This window comes from Streptomyces sp. NPDC043878, from assembly GCF_056435735.1.
This window is the reverse complement of sequence record NZ_JBWKDW010000007.1, coordinates 19,830-34,793: the sequence shown is the minus strand read 5'-3', so window position 1 is coordinate 34,793 and position 14,964 is coordinate 19,830. Positions and strand designations below refer to the sequence as shown.

15 protein-coding genes are annotated in these 14,964 nt (G+C 73.1%); 5 read left to right on the top strand and 10 right to left on the bottom strand.

The window, feature by feature from the left end; translation table 11 throughout:
- Positions 1-14: 14 nt before the first annotated feature.
- Positions 15-506, bottom strand: a complete 492-nt coding sequence (locus tag AC07AZ_RS11940) for a DUF2000 family protein (protein ID WP_478846467.1) — start codon at positions 504-506, stop codon at positions 15-17.
- On the opposite strand from AC07AZ_RS11940, the gene AC07AZ_RS11935 reads away from it, so the two are divergent.
- On the top strand, positions 505-1,314 hold the full coding sequence (locus AC07AZ_RS11935) for a helix-turn-helix transcriptional regulator (protein WP_478846464.1): 810 nt from the start codon (positions 505-507) through the stop codon (positions 1,312-1,314). The two genes, AC07AZ_RS11940 and AC07AZ_RS11935, sit on opposite strands and share 2 nt — an antisense overlap.
- Positions 1,315-1,335: 21 nt before the next feature.
- Here AC07AZ_RS11935 and AC07AZ_RS11930 read toward each other — a convergent pair whose 3' ends face one another.
- Both AC07AZ_RS11930 and mshA read right to left on the bottom strand, forming a co-directional pair.
- Entirely contained in the window at positions 1,336-1,836 is a 501-nt protein-coding gene (locus AC07AZ_RS11930; protein WP_478846462.1) for a type III secretion system chaperone family protein, read from the bottom strand.
- Complete coding sequence (gene mshA / locus AC07AZ_RS11925; protein ID WP_478846460.1) at positions 1,829-3,166, bottom strand: D-inositol-3-phosphate glycosyltransferase; 1,338 nt, start codon at positions 3,164-3,166, stop codon at positions 1,829-1,831. The genes AC07AZ_RS11930 and mshA overlap by 8 nt, the downstream gene beginning before the upstream one ends.
- 483 nt (positions 3,167-3,649) lie before the next feature.
- Here mshA and AC07AZ_RS11920 point away from each other — a divergent pair, with 483 nt between their 5' ends.
- The 3 genes from AC07AZ_RS11920 to AC07AZ_RS11910 all read left to right on the top strand — a co-directional run bounded on the left by AC07AZ_RS11920 (position 3,650) and on the right by AC07AZ_RS11910 (position 7,494).
- Positions 3,650-4,441 (top strand): class I SAM-dependent methyltransferase, encoded by a 792-nt coding sequence (locus AC07AZ_RS11920; RefSeq protein WP_478846458.1) that lies wholly within the window; start codon positions 3,650-3,652, stop codon positions 4,439-4,441.
- A 217-nt stretch (positions 4,442-4,658) separates the two neighbouring features.
- Positions 4,659-5,744, top strand: a complete 1,086-nt coding sequence (locus AC07AZ_RS11915; protein WP_478846456.1) for a C40 family peptidase — start codon at positions 4,659-4,661, stop codon at positions 5,742-5,744.
- Positions 5,745-6,138: 394 nt separating this feature from the next.
- Positions 6,139-7,494 carry a PP2C family protein-serine/threonine phosphatase gene (locus AC07AZ_RS11910; protein WP_478846454.1) on the top strand — a complete coding sequence of 452 codons (1,356 nt, stop codon included), beginning with the start codon at positions 6,139-6,141 and terminating at the stop codon, positions 7,492-7,494.
- Positions 7,495-7,617: 123 nt separating this feature from the next.
- Here the strand turns inward: AC07AZ_RS11910 and AC07AZ_RS11905 are convergent, their stop codons facing one another.
- The 3 genes from AC07AZ_RS11905 to AC07AZ_RS11895 all read right to left on the bottom strand — a co-directional run bounded on the left by AC07AZ_RS11905 (position 7,618) and on the right by AC07AZ_RS11895 (position 9,353).
- Positions 7,618-7,953, bottom strand: coding sequence for a DUF2516 family protein (locus tag AC07AZ_RS11905; protein ID WP_478846452.1), 336 nt, complete (start codon positions 7,951-7,953; stop codon positions 7,618-7,620).
- Between the two features lie 125 nt (positions 7,954-8,078).
- Positions 8,079-8,750 carry a hypothetical protein gene (locus AC07AZ_RS11900; protein WP_478846450.1) on the bottom strand — a complete coding sequence of 224 codons (672 nt, stop codon included), beginning with the start codon at positions 8,748-8,750 and terminating at the stop codon, positions 8,079-8,081.
- A 78-nt stretch (positions 8,751-8,828) separates the two neighbouring features.
- On the bottom strand, positions 8,829-9,353 hold the full coding sequence (locus AC07AZ_RS11895) for a helix-turn-helix domain-containing protein (RefSeq protein ID WP_478846448.1): 525 nt from the start codon (positions 9,351-9,353) through the stop codon (positions 8,829-8,831).
- A 342-nt stretch (positions 9,354-9,695) separates the two neighbouring features.
- Here AC07AZ_RS11895 and AC07AZ_RS11890 point away from each other — a divergent pair, with 342 nt between their 5' ends.
- Positions 9,696-10,556 (top strand): GNAT family N-acetyltransferase, encoded by an 861-nt coding sequence (locus AC07AZ_RS11890; protein WP_478846446.1) that lies wholly within the window; start codon positions 9,696-9,698, stop codon positions 10,554-10,556.
- 42 nt (positions 10,557-10,598) lie between these two features.
- Here the strand turns inward: AC07AZ_RS11890 and AC07AZ_RS11885 are convergent, their stop codons facing one another.
- The 4 genes from AC07AZ_RS11885 to AC07AZ_RS11870 all read right to left on the bottom strand — a co-directional run bounded on the left by AC07AZ_RS11885 (position 10,599) and on the right by AC07AZ_RS11870 (position 14,958).
- On the bottom strand, positions 10,599-11,084 hold the full coding sequence (locus AC07AZ_RS11885) for an HAD domain-containing protein (RefSeq protein WP_478846444.1): 486 nt from the start codon (positions 11,082-11,084) through the stop codon (positions 10,599-10,601).
- 85 nt (positions 11,085-11,169) lie between these two features.
- Positions 11,170-13,248: a HelD family protein gene (locus AC07AZ_RS11880; RefSeq protein WP_478846442.1), complete on the bottom strand. Its 2,079-nt coding sequence runs from the start codon at positions 13,246-13,248 to the stop codon at positions 11,170-11,172.
- Between the two features lie 131 nt (positions 13,249-13,379).
- Entirely contained in the window at positions 13,380-13,985 is a 606-nt protein-coding gene (locus AC07AZ_RS11875) for a TetR family transcriptional regulator (RefSeq protein ID WP_478846440.1), read from the bottom strand.
- A gap of 10 nt (positions 13,986-13,995) precedes the next feature.
- Complete coding sequence (locus AC07AZ_RS11870; protein WP_478846438.1) at positions 13,996-14,958, bottom strand: ATP/GTP-binding protein; 963 nt, start codon at positions 14,956-14,958, stop codon at positions 13,996-13,998.
- Positions 14,959-14,964 lie beyond the last annotated feature (6 nt).

Genomic DNA, 14,964 nt, shown 5'->3' with positions numbered 1-14,964 from the left:
GCCTCCCCGTCCGCTCACGGATGCATCCGCGCCCCCTTGAGCACCTTGTCCACCGCGTTCTTCGGGCCGTGCACCGCGAGCCCCACCAGGTCCAGGTCCGCCGTGCCCACGGCCCGTACCGCCGCCCGGTTGTCGCGGTCGTTGCCCGTGGCGAAGAGGTCGGACGTGAACAGGGCCCGGGGCAGCGCGCGGGACAGCGCGCGCGTGTGCGCGGCCCTCAGCGTCTCCTTGGTGCCCTCGAAGACCACAACCGGCTGGCGGAACATGGGCAGGTACAGCACTCCGCCGGCGTCCTCGTACGGCTCCCCGATCACCTCCGGGACCTCCGTGCCGAGGCCGCTCACCAGGAACGCGGTGACGTTCAGGCGCTGCCAGGTCTCCAGGTCCTCCCGCAGCAGGACGGCGATCTTGGTGTCGAAGCGGATCACGGGTTCAGGGTTCGTTCCTGCGTTCATGCCTTGAGACTGCCGACCGGTGTACGGCACCGTCTTGTACGTTCTTTGCATGGCCGCTCGGCGTGAGGTCACCGCGTGGCGCCCCCGCATCCCGGGTGTCGTCGAGGTGTTCCACGCCCATTTCACCGAGTACGCCTACCCGATGCACGTCCACGACGCGTGGACGCTGCTCATCGTGGACGACGGCGCCGTACGGTACGACCTCGACCGGCACGAGCACGGCACCCCGCACGACACCGTGTCCCTGTTGCCGCCGCACGTCCCGCACAACGGCTCCCCCGCCACCCCGCACGGCTTCCGCAAGCGGGTGCTGTACCTCGACGACAGCCGGCTCGGCACCGACCTCATCGGGGCCGCCGTGGACGCGCCCGACCTGCGGGACCCCGTGCTGCGCCGGCGCGTCGGCCGGCTGCACACCGCGATGGAACACCCCGGTGACGAGCTGGAGGCGGAGAGCCGGCTGACGCTCATCGCCGAGCGGCTGCGCGCCGTGCTGCGGCCGGCCACGGGGTCGGGCACGCCGCGCCCCGACCCGGTGCTCGCCCGCCGGCTGCGGGAACTGCTCGACGAGCACGTCGTCGACGGCATCGGCCTGGAGGAGGCCGCGGGACTCGTGCACGCCCATCCCGCGCATCTCGTACGGGCGTTCAGCGGCGCCTACGGCATCGCCCCGCACCAGTACCTGACCTCCCGCCGGGTCGACCGGGCCCGACGCCTGCTGCTCGACGGCCGCCCGCCGGGCGAGGTGGCCACGGCGACCGGCTTCTTCGACCAGTCCCATCTCACCCGGCACTTCAGGAAGTTGGTGGGGGTGACGCCGGGACGGTACGGGCTGACGGGACGGCGTGACCGGGCGTGACGGGCGACGGAGCCGCGGTGATCAGTCGGCCGGGCGCCGGGTGAGGTGGGCGAACGCCTCCAGGTTGCGGGTCGGCTCGCCGCGCGAGACGCGCCACGCGTACTCCTTGCGGATCGCGGAGGCGAAACCGAGCTCCAGAAGGGTGTTGAAGCTTCCGTCGGCCGCTTCCAGCACCTGGCCGAAGAGCCGGTCGATCTCGTCGGCGGTGACCGAGGCCAGCGGCAGCTTGCCGGTGACGTAGACGTCGCCGAGGGGATCGACGGCGTAACTCACGCCGTACAGCTTGAGGTTGCGCTCCAGGAGCCAGCGGTGGACGCCCGACTCGTTCTCGTCGGGGTGGCGGACCACGAAGGCGTTGAGGGAGAGCGAGTGTCTGCCGACCAGGAGGGAGACGGTCGTGGACAGCTTGCGGGTGCCGGGGAGTTTCACGACGTAGTTGCCGGGAGCGGGACTCTCCCAGTCGAGTTCGGCGTCCTTCAGGAAGCCCTCGATCACCTGGGCCGCCGTCTTCGCATCAGCCATGGTGGGAGCGTACGCGACGCCGGTGGGACTGGGTCGCGGCGCTGTAGACGTCGGCCGTGGCCGCGGCGGCGGTGTCCCAGCCGAACGACTGGGCGTGCCGTGCGGCGGCCGCGCCCATCCGGGGCGACAGCGCGGGGTCGTCGGCGAAGTCGCGCAGCACGCGCGCGTAGTCGGCCGGACGGTGCCCCTGGACCAGGAAGCCGGTCTGCCCGTCGCGTACGGCCACCGGCAGGCCGCCGACCGAGGCCGCCAGCACCGGCGTACCGGCGGCCTGGGCCTCTATGGCGACCAGGCCGAAGGACTCGCTGTAGGAGGGCATCACCAGAACGGAGGCCGCCCGGAACCAGTCCGCGAGCTGCTCCTGGCCGACGGGCGGACAGAACCGTACGACGTCGGCGACGCCCAGGCGCGAGGCGAGCTTCTGCAGACCCTCGGGCTTGGCGAGGCCGCTGCCGCTGAGGCCGCCGACCACCGGGACGACGAGGTTCGGGCGCAGGTCGGGGCGCTCGTCGAGGAGGACGGCCACCGCCCGCAGCAGGACGTCGGGGGCCTTGAGGGGCTGGATGCGGCCCGCGAAGAGCGGGATCAGCGCGTCCTGGGGCAGGCCGAGGCGGGCGCGGGCGGCGGCGCGGCCGTCGGCGGGGCGGAAGCGTTCCAGGTTCACACCCGGGTGGACGACGGCGACCTTGCCGTGGTCGGCGGCGTAGTGCCGGACCAGTTCGCCGGCCTCTTCGGCCGTGTTGGCGATGAGGCGGTCCGCGGCGGCGACGATCTGCGTCTCGCCGATGACGCGGGCGGGCGGCTCGGGCGTGTCGCCGTCGGCCAGGTTGGCGTTCTTGACCTTCGCCATGGTGTGCATGGCGTGCACGAGGGGGACACCCCAGCGCTGGGCGGCCAGCCAGCCGACGTGCCCGGACAGCCAGTAGTGGGAGTGCACCAGGTCGTAGTAGCCGGGGCGGTGACCGGCCCATGCCTGCATCACCCCGTGCGTGAAGGCGCACAGCTGGGCCGGGAGGTCCTCCTTGGCCAGCCCCTCGTAGGGGCCCGCGTCGATGTGGCGGACCAGGACGCCGGGGGCGAGGTCGACGGTCGGCGCGAGGCCGCCGGTGGTCGCTCGGGTGAAGATCTCGACCTCGATGTTGATCGCGGCGAGGCGCTGCGCGAGCTCCACGATGTAGACGTTCATGCCGCCGGCGTCTCCGGTGCCCGGCTGGTGGAGCGGTGAGGTGTGCACGGAGAGCATGGCCACGCGGCGGGGGCGGCGGTGCAGCCTGAGCCGGGAGGGTGCCGCCGGGGTGCGCCGCCCGAGCCTGCTGACATACTGGCTCACGTGGCGTTCCTCCTTGCTGCGGACATGCCTGTCGGAGGGTGTGGGGGACCCTCCACGGGCTTGCAACACCGGACGTCGCCGCTCCATTTCCCGCGCCGCTCCGTATTTGCCGAATCATTACCGAGTCTCGCTCAACCGTTCGAGGGTTCTGTGCGTGGTTCCGCCTCTCGAACCTGCCCGTCCGGCCGAAGCCGAGGAGGGGTCGCGGCACGTCCTGCGCGCCCCGGGGCCTGTGACCCACGGCCCGCCCGCGCCCCGCACGGAGGGGCCGCGGCACGTCCTGCCCACTCCGGGACCGCGGGGCCCCGAGCGGCCCCGCCGGTGAGCCCCGTGGGGCCCCGAGCGGCCCCACGGGGCTCACCGGCCGCCCGCGCCCCACGGCGTACGACCCGCTCCTGGTGCCCGCATACCCTCGTACGCATGACAGCCCGCGCAGCGACCCTCCCCCACCCTCGGCTTCGCTCGAGCAGGGGAACCCCCATCGTGGGAACGGTGACGCGCGGGACGACCAACCCCAACCGGCTGCGCCGCATGGACCGCTGGATCGCCGCCACCCACGGCGCCGAACTGCGCCGCGCCGCCGATCCGGTCGCCGTCGATCTCGGCTACGGTGCGGCCCCCTGGACGGCTGTCGAACTGCTCGCGCGACTGCGGGAGGCCGCCCCCCGCGCCCGCGTGGTCGGCGTCGAGATCGAGCCCGCGCGGGTCGCCGCGGCGAAGCCCTACGAGCGCGACGGACTCGCCTTCCGGCACGGCGGCTTCGAGATCCCCCTCCCCCGGCGGCCGCTGCTGATCCGGGCGGCGAACGTCCTGCGCCAGTACGGCGAGGCGGAGGTCGCCGCGGTCTGGGAACGGCTGTGCGGGCGGCTCGCGCCGGCCGATCCGGCGGCCGGCTCCCGGGGCGGGCTGCTGGTCGAGGGGACCTGTGACGAGATCGGGCGCCGGCATGTGTGGGTGGCGCTCGGCCCGGAGGGGCCGCGCACGGTCACCTTCGCGACCCGGCTCGGCTCGCTGGAGCGCCCCTCGGACCTGGCCGAGCGCCTGCCGAAGGCGCTCATCCACCGCAACGTTCCCGGCGAGCCCGTGCACGCGTTCCTGCGCGACTTCGACCGCGCCTGGGCGTCCGCGGCGCCCTACGCCTCCTACGGCGCCCGGCAGCGCTGGATCCGGGCGGTGCGTGAGGTGGCCGCCGACTGGCCGGTGACGGACGGGCCGGCGCGGTGGCGGCAGGGCGAAGTGACCCTGCGATGGGAGGCGTTGGCCCCGCGCGGCTGACCCCCCGGACCCGCCCGACCTGCGGGGAACGATCTCCCTGAGTCGTTCGTCACACAGGCGGGGAGATCGTTGCGCCGCCGGGAGGGAGGGGAAGGGATCCGCCGAGCGCGGCCTCGCGTACCTCTGTCGCTTTGCGCGACGACATGGCACGATCCCCAGGCGTCCGTAAGTTACTGACGGTAAATCAGGTCGCGTCAAGGGATGCGGGGGCAGGGATATGGGAGCGGGCAGGCGCGGGCTGATCACCGCGGCCGTGGCGGTGGTGTGCGCGGTCACCGTCCTCGCGGCACCGGGCACGGCGTTCGCCGCCCCGGACCCCACACCGACACCGGCGGCCGGTTCGCCCACCGCCCCGGCGCTCCCCGCGAACAAGGACCTGGAGGCCGTCCGCGAGCGGCTGGAGAGGCTGTACCACGAGGCCGCCGTCGCCACCGACGCGCACAACGCGGCCGAGGAGAAGGCTCAGCGGCAGTCCGCCGAGCTGGTCGAGCTGGCGAAGAAGATCGTCAAGGGCCAGGAGAAACTGGCCGGGTTGAAGGACCGCGCGGGCGCCGCGGCCCGCGCCCAGTACCGCGGCGGCGGGCTGCCGGACGAGGCCCATCTGCTGCTCAGCGACAACCCGCAGGAGTTCCTCGACGGCGCGGGCCGGGTGCTCCAGGGCCAGCGCGCGGCCAAGGGACTCCTCGTCGAGATGACCCGCACCCAGCAGGACTTGGAGCTGTACGCGAAGGACGCCTCCGCCCAGTGGAAGGAACTGGAGGCGGGCCGCAAGGCCAAGGCCGCGGCCACCAAGAGGGTCAAGCAGCGGATCGCCGCGGCCGAGGAGCTGGAATCGCGGCTGGAGAAGAAGGAGAAGGAACGCCTCGCCGAGTTGGAGGAGGCGGCCGCCCACCAGGCGCAGACCACCTGGCTCGACTCCGGAGTCCTCGACGGGAGTCACGGCAGCGCCAGCGAGCCGGGCAAGAAGGCGGTCGAGTTCGCCACCGCGCAACTGGGCAAGCCCTACGAGTGGGGCGCCGAGGGCCCGAAGACGTACGACTGCTCCGGCCTGACCTCACAGGCGTGGGCGCACGCCGGGCACCCCGTCCCCCGCACCTCGCAGGAGCAGTGGAAGCAGTTGCCGCACGTCGCCGTGGAGGACATGCGCCCCGGTGACCTGGTCATCTACTTCGCCGACGCCAGCCATGTCGCCCTGTACGTGGGCAACGGCGCGATCGTGCACGCCCCGCGGCCCGGCCGCACGGTGACCGTCGCGGGGGCCGGTTCCATGCCGATACTCGGGGTCGTACGGCCGGACGCGTGAGGGCCGGCGACGGAGGCGCGCCCTGTGGGGCCCCGCCACGCCTGACCGCCCGACCCGCCGCACCCGCTCGCTCCGCCCCCGGCACGGCCGCCCACCGCATGCCGGATGGCTGAACGGGCATACGGACCAGGTGAACCGGGCTCCTCGTCACGGTGAGCCCCGCCACGTGATCTGTCCCACGCCCGGCCTGCCGCCGACGTGACGTTCGTCATTGCGGCGACACCCCTGACCTGTCCAACTGCGTTACCGATCGCGGCATATGACAGTGGCGGACGCCCGTGCGGCCCGTCTCACACCATTCCGCTGCGGCGCCGACTACCGCTATGGTCCCCGTCGGTGGGTCGAGGTCCCTCGCCCCGCCATGCCCTCGGGGGGAGGGAAGGAACCCAAGACGATGCCCGCACCCGTACCGCGGCAGAGAGCGATCCCGGCCGTGGAGAGTGGTCAGGCGCCGGCCGCGTCACCGAGCGGCCGCTTCAGGGAAGAGGCCCCGCGCACCGAAGCCACTCCGCACAGCGAAGCCACCCCGGCCAAGGAGCCGGCCGGGAAGACGGCCGGCCCCACCCAGGGCGCCGCTCAGCCCCACCTGACGCTGCTCCTGATCGAGGACGACCCGGGCGGTTCCGCGGCCGTGCCCGAACTCCGGGACGCGGCCGGCCGGCCGTTCCGCATCCGTACCGCGCGCAACCTCACCGAGGCCGAGCGGCTGCTCACCGACGACGTCCACTGCATCCTGCTGGACCTCGCGCTGACCGTCCCCGGCCTGCCCGGTGACGACGAGGAACTGGCCGTACTCAGGCACGTGCTGCGGCTCGCGCCCCGGCACGCCGTCCTCGCGCTGACCGCGTCCGGCGACGCCGAACGCGGCACGGAGGCGGTGCGGGTGGGCGCCCAGGACTACCTGTTCCGGGACGAGCTGGACGCACGGCTGCTGAGCCGGGCCATCCGCTACGCCGTCGAGCGCAAGCGTTCCGACACGGCCGAGCGGCGGCTCGCCGAGGGCCGGGTGCGCGCCCAGGAGAACCGGCGGCTGGAGCGGGGCCTGCTGCCCACGCCCCTCCTGGAGGGTTCCTCGCTGCGCTTCGCGGCCCGCTACCGTCCGGGGCGTTCGCGCGCCCTGCTCGGCGGCGACTTCTACGACACCGTCCGCACCCCGGACGGCACGGTGCACGCGATGATCGGCGACGTCTGCGGCCACGGGCCGGACGAGGCGGCGCTGGGAGTGGAGCTGCGCATCGCCTGGCGGGCGCTGACCCTGGCGGGCCTGTGCGGGGACCAGCTGCTGGGGACCCTGCAGCAGGTCCTGGAACACGAGCGCTCGGACGACGAGATCTTCGCGACGCTGTGCACGGTCGACATCGCGCCGGACGGCCGTCGCGCGGGCCTGTGCCTGGCGGGTCACCCCTCGCCGCTGATAGCCCGCCCGGGCCGGCCGGCCAAGCTGCTGCCGTACGACAACAACGGCCCCGCACTCGGTCTGCTGCCCGGTGCCCGCTGGCCGCGTACGCAGGTGGAGCTGGGGGCCGAGTGGAGCCTGATGCTCTACACCGACGGTCTGATCGAGGGTCACGTCGGCCGCGGCCGGGAGCGGCTCGGCCAGGACGGCATGGTGGAGATGGTCCGCCGCCAGCTCGCCGAGGGACTGCGCGGCGAGGAGTTGCTGCGGGCCGCCGTCAACGAGGTCCGCGACCTGAACGGCGGCGAGCTGACGGACGACGTGGCGGTAGTGCTCCTGGACCGCACCCCCTGACCCACCGGCCGGAACACGGGCGCCGGTTGAGAGCGCGGGCCGGCCCGCCGCACGCGAAAGCCCGCCGGCCCCACGGACCCGACCTGCGGACCTGCGGCGACGTGCAACCCGTGCGGCCCCGGGTTACCGTCCGCCGTTGTACGGCCCGTACGGTCCGTCGCTGCTGGAGCCGCCGCGGCGGCTGCGGCCGCCCCCCGGCAGACCGCGCAGGGCGGGGCGCACGTCGACCATGTACACGATGGACGCGACGAGGCCGATGATCGGCAGGAACGACAGGATCGGGAAGATCAGGCTCACCACGAACGCGATCGCCAGGATGATCAGCCAGAACGGCTTGGTCTGCTTGTCGGCGGCGCGGTAACCGTCCTCGCGGCGCACCGCCGCGTCGAGCAGTGCGAAGCCGCTGAACAGGATCATGGCGACACTCAGCAGCCACATGAACCCTGCGAAACCCTGCATCAGCACAACGTCCACCACCCGATTCGGCTTGTCTTCACGCGGTCACCGTACCCGGTCCCGGAAGCCCGTTACCCGGTGAACGGGCCGGGCACTCCTGGAGTGCCCGGCCCGTCGCCGCCCCGTCCCTACTTGGCGGGCGGCGTGGTCTTCTTGGCGGTGGGCTTGCGCACCGGGGCCGGAGCCGGGGCCGGGGTCTTCTTCGCGGCGGGCTTCTTGGCCGCGGCGGGCTCGGGCTTGACCGCGACGGGCTTCGCGACGGGCGTCTCCACCTTGACGGGGGCCGGCGCGTCGTTCGGCTCGACGGCGATGGCGAGCTCCTCGATCTCCTCGGCGGCCTCGCCGCGCCAGGTCCGCACGGCCTGCTCGCCGTGCTCGGCGACCTTCTCGTAGGTCTCCCGGGCCTTCACGGCGTACTCGGCGGCGACGCCGACACTCCGCAGCGCGATGTCCTGGGCCGACTCGCCGAGCTTCTTGAGGTCCGCGTCGAGCGTGCTGCCCAGCTTCTTCAGGTCGCCGTCGAGGGCGCCGAAGAACTCGCCGACCTTGGCCTGGAGGCTCTCCTGGGCCTCCTTGGCCTTGGCGCTCGCCTCCTTGGCGCGGGCGGCGGCCTTCTCCTGCACGGCCTTCGGGTCGGTGCCGCGGACGGCGTCGATACGGGCCGGCGCCTCCGCCCGCAGCTGCTCCACCAGACCGGGCACCTTCCTGGCCTGCTTCAGGGCCAGGTCGGCGGTGCCGGCGGCGAAGTAGAACGGGGTCGGGTCGCTGAGGGTCTTGCGCAGGTCGTCGGTGATGGCCATGGTGAGGGTCCTCCCGTGTTTCTTTCGGCTGAGGGTTGATGAAGGTCCGCGGTCAGGCGGCCGGTGCCCTGGTCCGGCTCAACTGGCCGTCTGCTGCGGATCGATGTCGGTGGTGCCGGTACCGCTGGTACGTCTCGCCGTGCCGGTGCCGTCGTCGACCGTGCGAGCGGGCCGTACGACGGTGTCGCTCTGCGCGTGCTCGCTCTCCGCGGTGTCCTGCGGTATGTCCTGCCCCGCGTCTCCCAGGGGGATCTCGAATCCGTTCTCCTTGCGGAAGGACTCGTAGATCTGGAGCAGCACCTGCTTCTGCCGCTCGTTCAGCGTGGGATCGGCGAGGATGACCGCACGCGTCTCCACCTCGTCCCGGTCCCGCTCGGCGTCGAGGATGCCGGCCCGCACGTACAGCGTCTCGGCGGAGATCCGCAGCGCCTTCGCGACCTGCTGCAGCACCTCCGCGCTCGGCTTGCGCAGCCCGCGCTCGATCTGGCTCAGATAGGGATTGGACACCCCGGCGGCGTCGGCGAGCTGCCGCAGCGACAGCTGCGCCGTGCGCCGCTGCTCGCGCAGGTACTCACCGAGATTGCCGACGTTGAGCGATGCCATGCCTCCACCCTGCCGCATCGCCGCTAACTATTGCAAGCATCTGCTTGCAATAGTGCGCCACGCCACTCGCACGGCGGCCCGGGACAACCCGTTCGGTCCCGGTGCCCATGGGCCGCGCGCACACGGGACGGCGTGTACCCATGGGCGGCGCGCTCATCGCCGTCCCAGGTCCCCGTTGCCGTTCCCGTTCCCCGTTTCCCCGTTCCCCGTTCCCCGTTCCCCGGGGCATGGGGCCCGTGAGGCCCGACGGTACTTCCCCGCCTGGCGGAAGCCTGGCGGAAGCCTGGCGGAAGCCTGGCGGAAACCCGTCGGGCGCGTCCGCCGCGCGGGGAATCATGAGGCATGCGACCGGATGACTGGTACCTGACCGAAGACGTCGGCGACTTTCTCGCCCGGGCCGGAGACTTCCTGCGCTCCCGGCCCGGCCCGCACGTCATGCAGCTGACCTGGGCCGAGAGGGTGCGCACGCGCGGGGCCAAGGCGTTCGGCCCCGAAGCGCCCGTCTTCGGTGTGCTGGAGCGGGCGGGCGCGGTCCACGCCACCTTCTACCGCCTCCCGCCCCGCGGTCTCGGCCTCTCTCCGCTCACGCCCGGTCAGGCCGACTCCCTCGCCGCCCGCCTGGCCGCTCTCGGACACTCCCTCTCCCGCGTCAGCGCGGACCGCGGCACCGCCGCCGCCTTCGCCGAGGCGTGGCAGACGCACACCGGGGCGACGCCGAAACTCCGCGACACGCGGCTCCGTCTGTACGGCCTCGGCACGCTGACCCCACCGGAGCCGCTGCCGCCGGGCCGGGGGCGCGTCCTGGGCGAGCGGGATCTGGAGCAGGCCATGTTCTGGTGCGGCGAGTTCGCCGAGGCCGTCGGGGAAGACGTCTCCCTCGACGCCTCCACCTGGGCCGGCACCCGCTTCGCCGACAAGACCTACACGCTGTGGGAGACCCCGGAAGGCACCCCCGTCTCCGTCGCGGGCCTGAACCCGATGATCGGCGGCCAGGTCCAGGTGGACGTCGTCCACACCCCGGCCCACCTGCGTGGTCGCGGGTACGCGGGCGCCGTGGTGGCGGAGGTGAGCCGGGCGGCGCTGGCCGCGGGCGCGCAGGACGTCGTCCTGTTCGCGGACCTGGGCAACCCCACCAGCAACGCCCTCTACCAGCGCCTCGGTTATCGCACGCTCGCCGACTGGACCGTGTACGACTTCTCGTGAGCGGCACCGGAGGTCCCGGTGGGCCGGCGGTGCCGAGGCGCGTCACCGCGGGTCGCCGAGCCACTCCTCCAGGATCGCGAAGTCCCGGTCGGTGAGTCCGTACCGGTGGTCCACACGGTGCAGGAGGGCCCGGCCGGGATGGTGGGCGGCCGTCCAGCTGCGGTCGGCGGGGGTGATCTCGTCGTCGACCCAGATGAACGGGCGGCCGGCCGCCCAGGCGACGAGGGGGCGCGTCTTCCAGTGCAGCGCGCCCGGCGGTTCGTCCTCGTCGGGCCAGTCCACCAGGGGCAGCGGGGGCAGCCCGAGCCAGGGCGCGACCACGGTGTTGGCCTCCTCCAGCCAGGTCGTGGCCCACATCAGCTCGCAGCCCAGCGCCGTCAGCCGCGGGCCGAGCCGTGGGTCGACCCGGGTCAGCAGCGGGTGCGCGACGGATTGTGCGGAGGTGGGGGCGGGCGCCGTGTACCGCGGGTACGGCCGGGCCGCCCCGAAGGGGATCAGCGTCCCGTCGACGTCGAGGAAGAGGAGCATCGAGCAACAGCATCGCCCACAACGGACACGCGGTGAAGCGCGCGGCCCGGGAAACCGCCGTGTCGAGCGCCGGTGCCTCCGGTGATCAGAACGGCAGTGGCCGCGCGTGGACCACCTCCAGCCGGGACACCGCACGGGTGAGCACGACGTACAGCCGGTGCAGGCCCCGCGGTTCCGCCTCCGCGATCGCCGCCGGTTCGACGGCGACGACATGGTCGTACTCGAGGCCCTTGACGAGGCTCGCCGGCACCACGGCCACCCGGGCGCCGAGTCGGTCCGGGCCCGCCGCGTCGATGCCGGCCGCGTCGAGCACCTCGCGGAGCCGGCCGGCCTCCGCGTCGGCCGCGACGATCCCGACGGATCCCTCCCCGGCCAGGGCGTCCCGTACGGCCGCGACGACCGCGTCCGGTACGGCGTCCGCCGCCGCCCGCGTCAGTCTCAGCTCCCCGTCCCGGCGCAGGGACCGGCCCGCCGGGACATCCACGTCGAGGCGTTCCAGCAGGCGGTTGGCGAGGGTGACGACGGCCTCGGGGACCCGGAACCCGGTGGTCAGGGGGATCACGGCCGCGTCCGGCTTGCCTAGGTGGCGCAGGGTCGTCGGCCATGACCGGGCGGCCCACGGTGTGGTGCCCTGGGCCAGGTCGCCGAGGACGGTCAGCGAGCCGAAGGCGGCGCGGCGGGCGATGGCCCGGCACTCCATCGGGGAGAGGTCCTGGGCCTCGTCGACGACGAGATGGCCGTAGCCCTCCGGATGCTCGACGAGCCCGGCCACCTCGTCGAGGAGGACGAGATCGGCGGCCGACCAGCGGGCCGACTTCCACGACCGGGGCGGCCGCGCCCACAGCAGGGCCCGCTGCTCGCCGGCGTCCAGCAGTCCGTCGGCGGCGCGCGCCAACGCCTTTTCGTCGGCGAGGAGTTCGGCGACGACCTCCTCGGGCGTCACGCGCGGCCAGACGGTGTCGACGTACGCCGTCACCGCTCGCGCCCGCGAGACCGTCCGCACCCAGGCGCCGGTCTGCGGCCCGGCACGCCGCTCGGCCTGCGCCTGGAGGCAGCGCACGACCCGGCTGCGGACCCGCTCCCGCCCCACGCCGTACGGCGGCTCCTCGGCCCGTACGGCGGTGACGATCCCCGCCAGCTCTCCGGTCCCGACCCGCCAGCGGTAGGTGCCGTCGGCCACCACGAGCGGGGCGACGGCGCCGGCCGACACCCGCGCGTACAGCGCCCTGCGCAGCACCTCCGCCATCCGGGCGTCGTGCTTGACGACGGCGGTCCGCTCCTCGTCGGCTCCGGTGACCGGCCGCCGGGCGATCTCGTCCTGGACGGTGGACTGCCGTACTCCCGTCTCGCCGAGGGCGGGCAGAACCTCCGAGATGTAGGAGAGGAAGGTCCGGTTGGGCCCGAGGATCAGCAGTCCGCCGCGCCGGATGCGCTGCGGGTGCGTGTAGAGCAGGTACGCGGCCCGGTGCAGGCCGACGGCGGTCTTGCCGGTGCCGGGGGCGCCCTGCACGCAGACGGAGAGGGCGAGGTCCCCGCGGACGAGGTGGTCCTGGTCGGGCTGGATGGTCGCGGCGATGTCCCGCATGGGTCCGACGCGCGGCCGCTCGATCTCGCGGGCGACGATGCCACTCGGGCGGACGCCCGCCCCGGAACCGTCCCCGCTCTCCGGCGCGTCGAGGTGTTCGTCCTCCAGCCCGGTGAGGTCGGCGGAGTCGCCGCGGCTGCCGGGGGCCCAGCCGAACCGTCGCCGTACGGCGACGCCCTGCGGGTCGCGGGCGCTCGCCTGGTAGAAGGCGCGGGAGACGGGGGCGCGCCAGTCGACGACGAGGGGCGGGGCGGCGGGGTGCTCGGTGATCCGCAGCCGTCCGATGCGGTAGCGCTGGCCGGCGTGGTCGCCGGCGCCGGCGTTGCGGCCGAAGTCCAACCGGCCGAAGAACAACGGACCTTCGGGCAGTTCCCGCAGTTCCTTGGCCTGGCTGCGCAGGCGGTACCCGAGGACTTCGGCGTCGGCGCCGGAGGCGGAGACGTCCTCACCGGTGACGACCTGCTCCTGGGCTCCGTCGATCATGGCGGCGAGGGCGGCGCGGCAGCGGTCGTGGTGGGCGCGCTCGCGGCGGAGGGAGTCCCGGAGCGGGCCTTCGAGGTCGCGGTCGGTCGACGTCATGAGGGCACCCTACCGAAATAACGCAACCGAGTAACATTTTTAACCGCGTCTCTACGCCGGGGCCGGCCCGCGCCGCGCCCCGCCGGACACGACCCGCAGGCGAACCGCGGCAGCCCCGCCGGACACAACCCTCAGGCGAACCGCGGCAGCCCGGCCGCCAGCAGCCCGAACGCCCGCTCCGCCGCCGCCACCGCGTCCGCACGCACCTCCGCCGCCCGCTCCCCCGCCACGATCCGCCGCCAGTTCTCCTGTGCGAGGACCCGTCGTACGGCGATGATCTGGCCGGCCGCCAGCCGCGCGTCCAGGTCGTCACCGAGCGCCTCGGCGAGCGCGGCCTCCGAGCGTTCCAGGTGGGCGTACATGCGGGCGACCAGGGACGGGGTGCCGTAGAGGAGGGCGTAGAAGGCGCGCACGCGCGGGTCGTCGTTGAGCCCGGTGATCGGGTCGTACCGCTCGAGGCCGTCGAGGAAGTGCAGCCGCAGCGCGTCGACCGGCCGCGCCCGGCCGGCCACCACCCGCGCGGCCTCGCCCTCGTGATCGGCGATGCGGTACAGGACGAGGTCCTCCTTGGCCGGGAAGTACCGGAAGAGCGTCGGCTTGGAGATCTCGGCCGCGGCGGCGACCTCCGCGACCGACACGGCGTCGAAGCCGCGCTCCAGGAAGAGCCCGACGGCGATGTCGGACACGCTCTCGTACATCCGCCGCTTCTTGCGCTCACGAAGGCCGCCCTCACTCATGCCGGTGAGCCTACGCACCGGGCGCCGGGCCACCGCCTGACCGCAAGGCGGGTCGAGGTCGAAGACCCCCCGGCCGGACCGGCGGCGTACCGGTCGTCACCTCCGTGGAGAACCTGCGTGAGGCAGTCCAGAGGGTGTCGAAGAGTTCGCGGCGCCGCCTGATGATCTGCTGTGCCTGCTCGCCGCCGTCCCAGTGCCACCGGGTCAGCATGGAGTCGTAGCCCAGGAGGTCCAGGAACCGGTGATTCACCACGCCGGAATCGGGCGCGGTGAGGCCGCCCGAGTCGCGCGATGGGCGCCGGAGCACGATCTTGTCGTAGATTCCTTCGTAGACCACGTCCTCGTTGATGAAGTACAGCTTCAGCGACGGGGACATGTGCAGTACGCGGAACTCGACCGACAGCGTTCCTCTGTGCTCGTCCACCATCCGCCCGATCATCTCCGTCAGCCGCCTCTCGTAGCCGGCGATCTGAGCCAGCAGGCTCTCCCGGAACGAGGGTGCGTCACCAGCCACGCCGTCCGCGTCGACCAGCCCGGGTACCCCGATCTCCTTGGTGAAGTCCGGTACCAGTACACGCAGTTCGATGGTGCGCGCGACATGCTGGCTCAGACCCTGCAGTATGTGCACCAGGGGTTCGGCGAAGGTCTCTCCGGTGAATCCCATCACGGAGATACGACTGTCTCCGCTGCTGCTGAGCACTTCCCTGAACTGCGCTTCGAGCTGCCTCGGCGTGACGTCACGGGGACGGAGCGCTTCGTTCAGGCGCCGCACCTCGTCTTCGAGCCGCCGCGCCACCCCCTGCAGTTCCGTCTCGGCCTCTCGCTGCGCGGACTGTCCCGCGTTCAGGCGCTGTACCTCGGTGTAGAGAACGTAGCCCACCACCGTGAGCAGAGCCCCGCCCAGGTAAACCTTGTCCTGCAGAGCGTCACCGACGGGTTTCACGAACTGGGCCACCAGTCCGACCACGAACACCGCGAA

Bases quoted from the DNA above. Each gene is read 5' to 3' on its own strand.
- AC07AZ_RS11915 (WP_478846456.1), top strand. From the start codon at position 4,659: ATGGGAGCGGGCAGGCGCGGGCTGATCACCGCGGCCGTGGCGGTGGTG.
- AC07AZ_RS11900 (WP_478846450.1), bottom strand. From the start codon at position 8,750: ATGGCCATCACCGACGACCTGCGCAAGACCCTCAGCGACCCGACCCCG.
- AC07AZ_RS11930 (WP_478846462.1), bottom strand. From the start codon at position 1,836: ATGGCTGATGCGAAGACGGCGGCCCAGGTGATCGAGGGCTTCCTGAAG.
- AC07AZ_RS11875 (WP_478846440.1), bottom strand. From the start codon at position 13,985: ATGAGTGAGGGCGGCCTTCGTGAGCGCAAGAAGCGGCGGATGTACGAG.
- AC07AZ_RS11935 (WP_478846464.1), top strand. From the start codon at position 505: ATGGCCGCTCGGCGTGAGGTCACCGCGTGGCGCCCCCGCATCCCGGGT.
- AC07AZ_RS11885 (WP_478846444.1), bottom strand. From the start codon at position 11,084: ATGCTCCTCTTCCTCGACGTCGACGGGACGCTGATCCCCTTCGGGGCG.
- AC07AZ_RS11905 (WP_478846452.1), bottom strand. From the start codon at position 7,953: ATGCAGGGTTTCGCAGGGTTCATGTGGCTGCTGAGTGTCGCCATGATC.
- AC07AZ_RS11895 (WP_478846448.1), bottom strand. From the start codon at position 9,353: ATGGCATCGCTCAACGTCGGCAATCTCGGTGAGTACCTGCGCGAGCAG.
- AC07AZ_RS11880 (WP_478846442.1), bottom strand. From the start codon at position 13,248: ATGACGTCGACCGACCGCGACCTCGAAGGCCCGCTCCGGGACTCCCTC.
- AC07AZ_RS11890 (WP_478846446.1), top strand. From the start codon at position 9,696: ATGCGACCGGATGACTGGTACCTGACCGAAGACGTCGGCGACTTTCTC.
- AC07AZ_RS11910 (WP_478846454.1), top strand. From the start codon at position 6,139: ATGCCCGCACCCGTACCGCGGCAGAGAGCGATCCCGGCCGTGGAGAGT.
- AC07AZ_RS11940 (WP_478846467.1), bottom strand. From the start codon at position 506: ATGCAAAGAACGTACAAGACGGTGCCGTACACCGGTCGGCAGTCTCAA.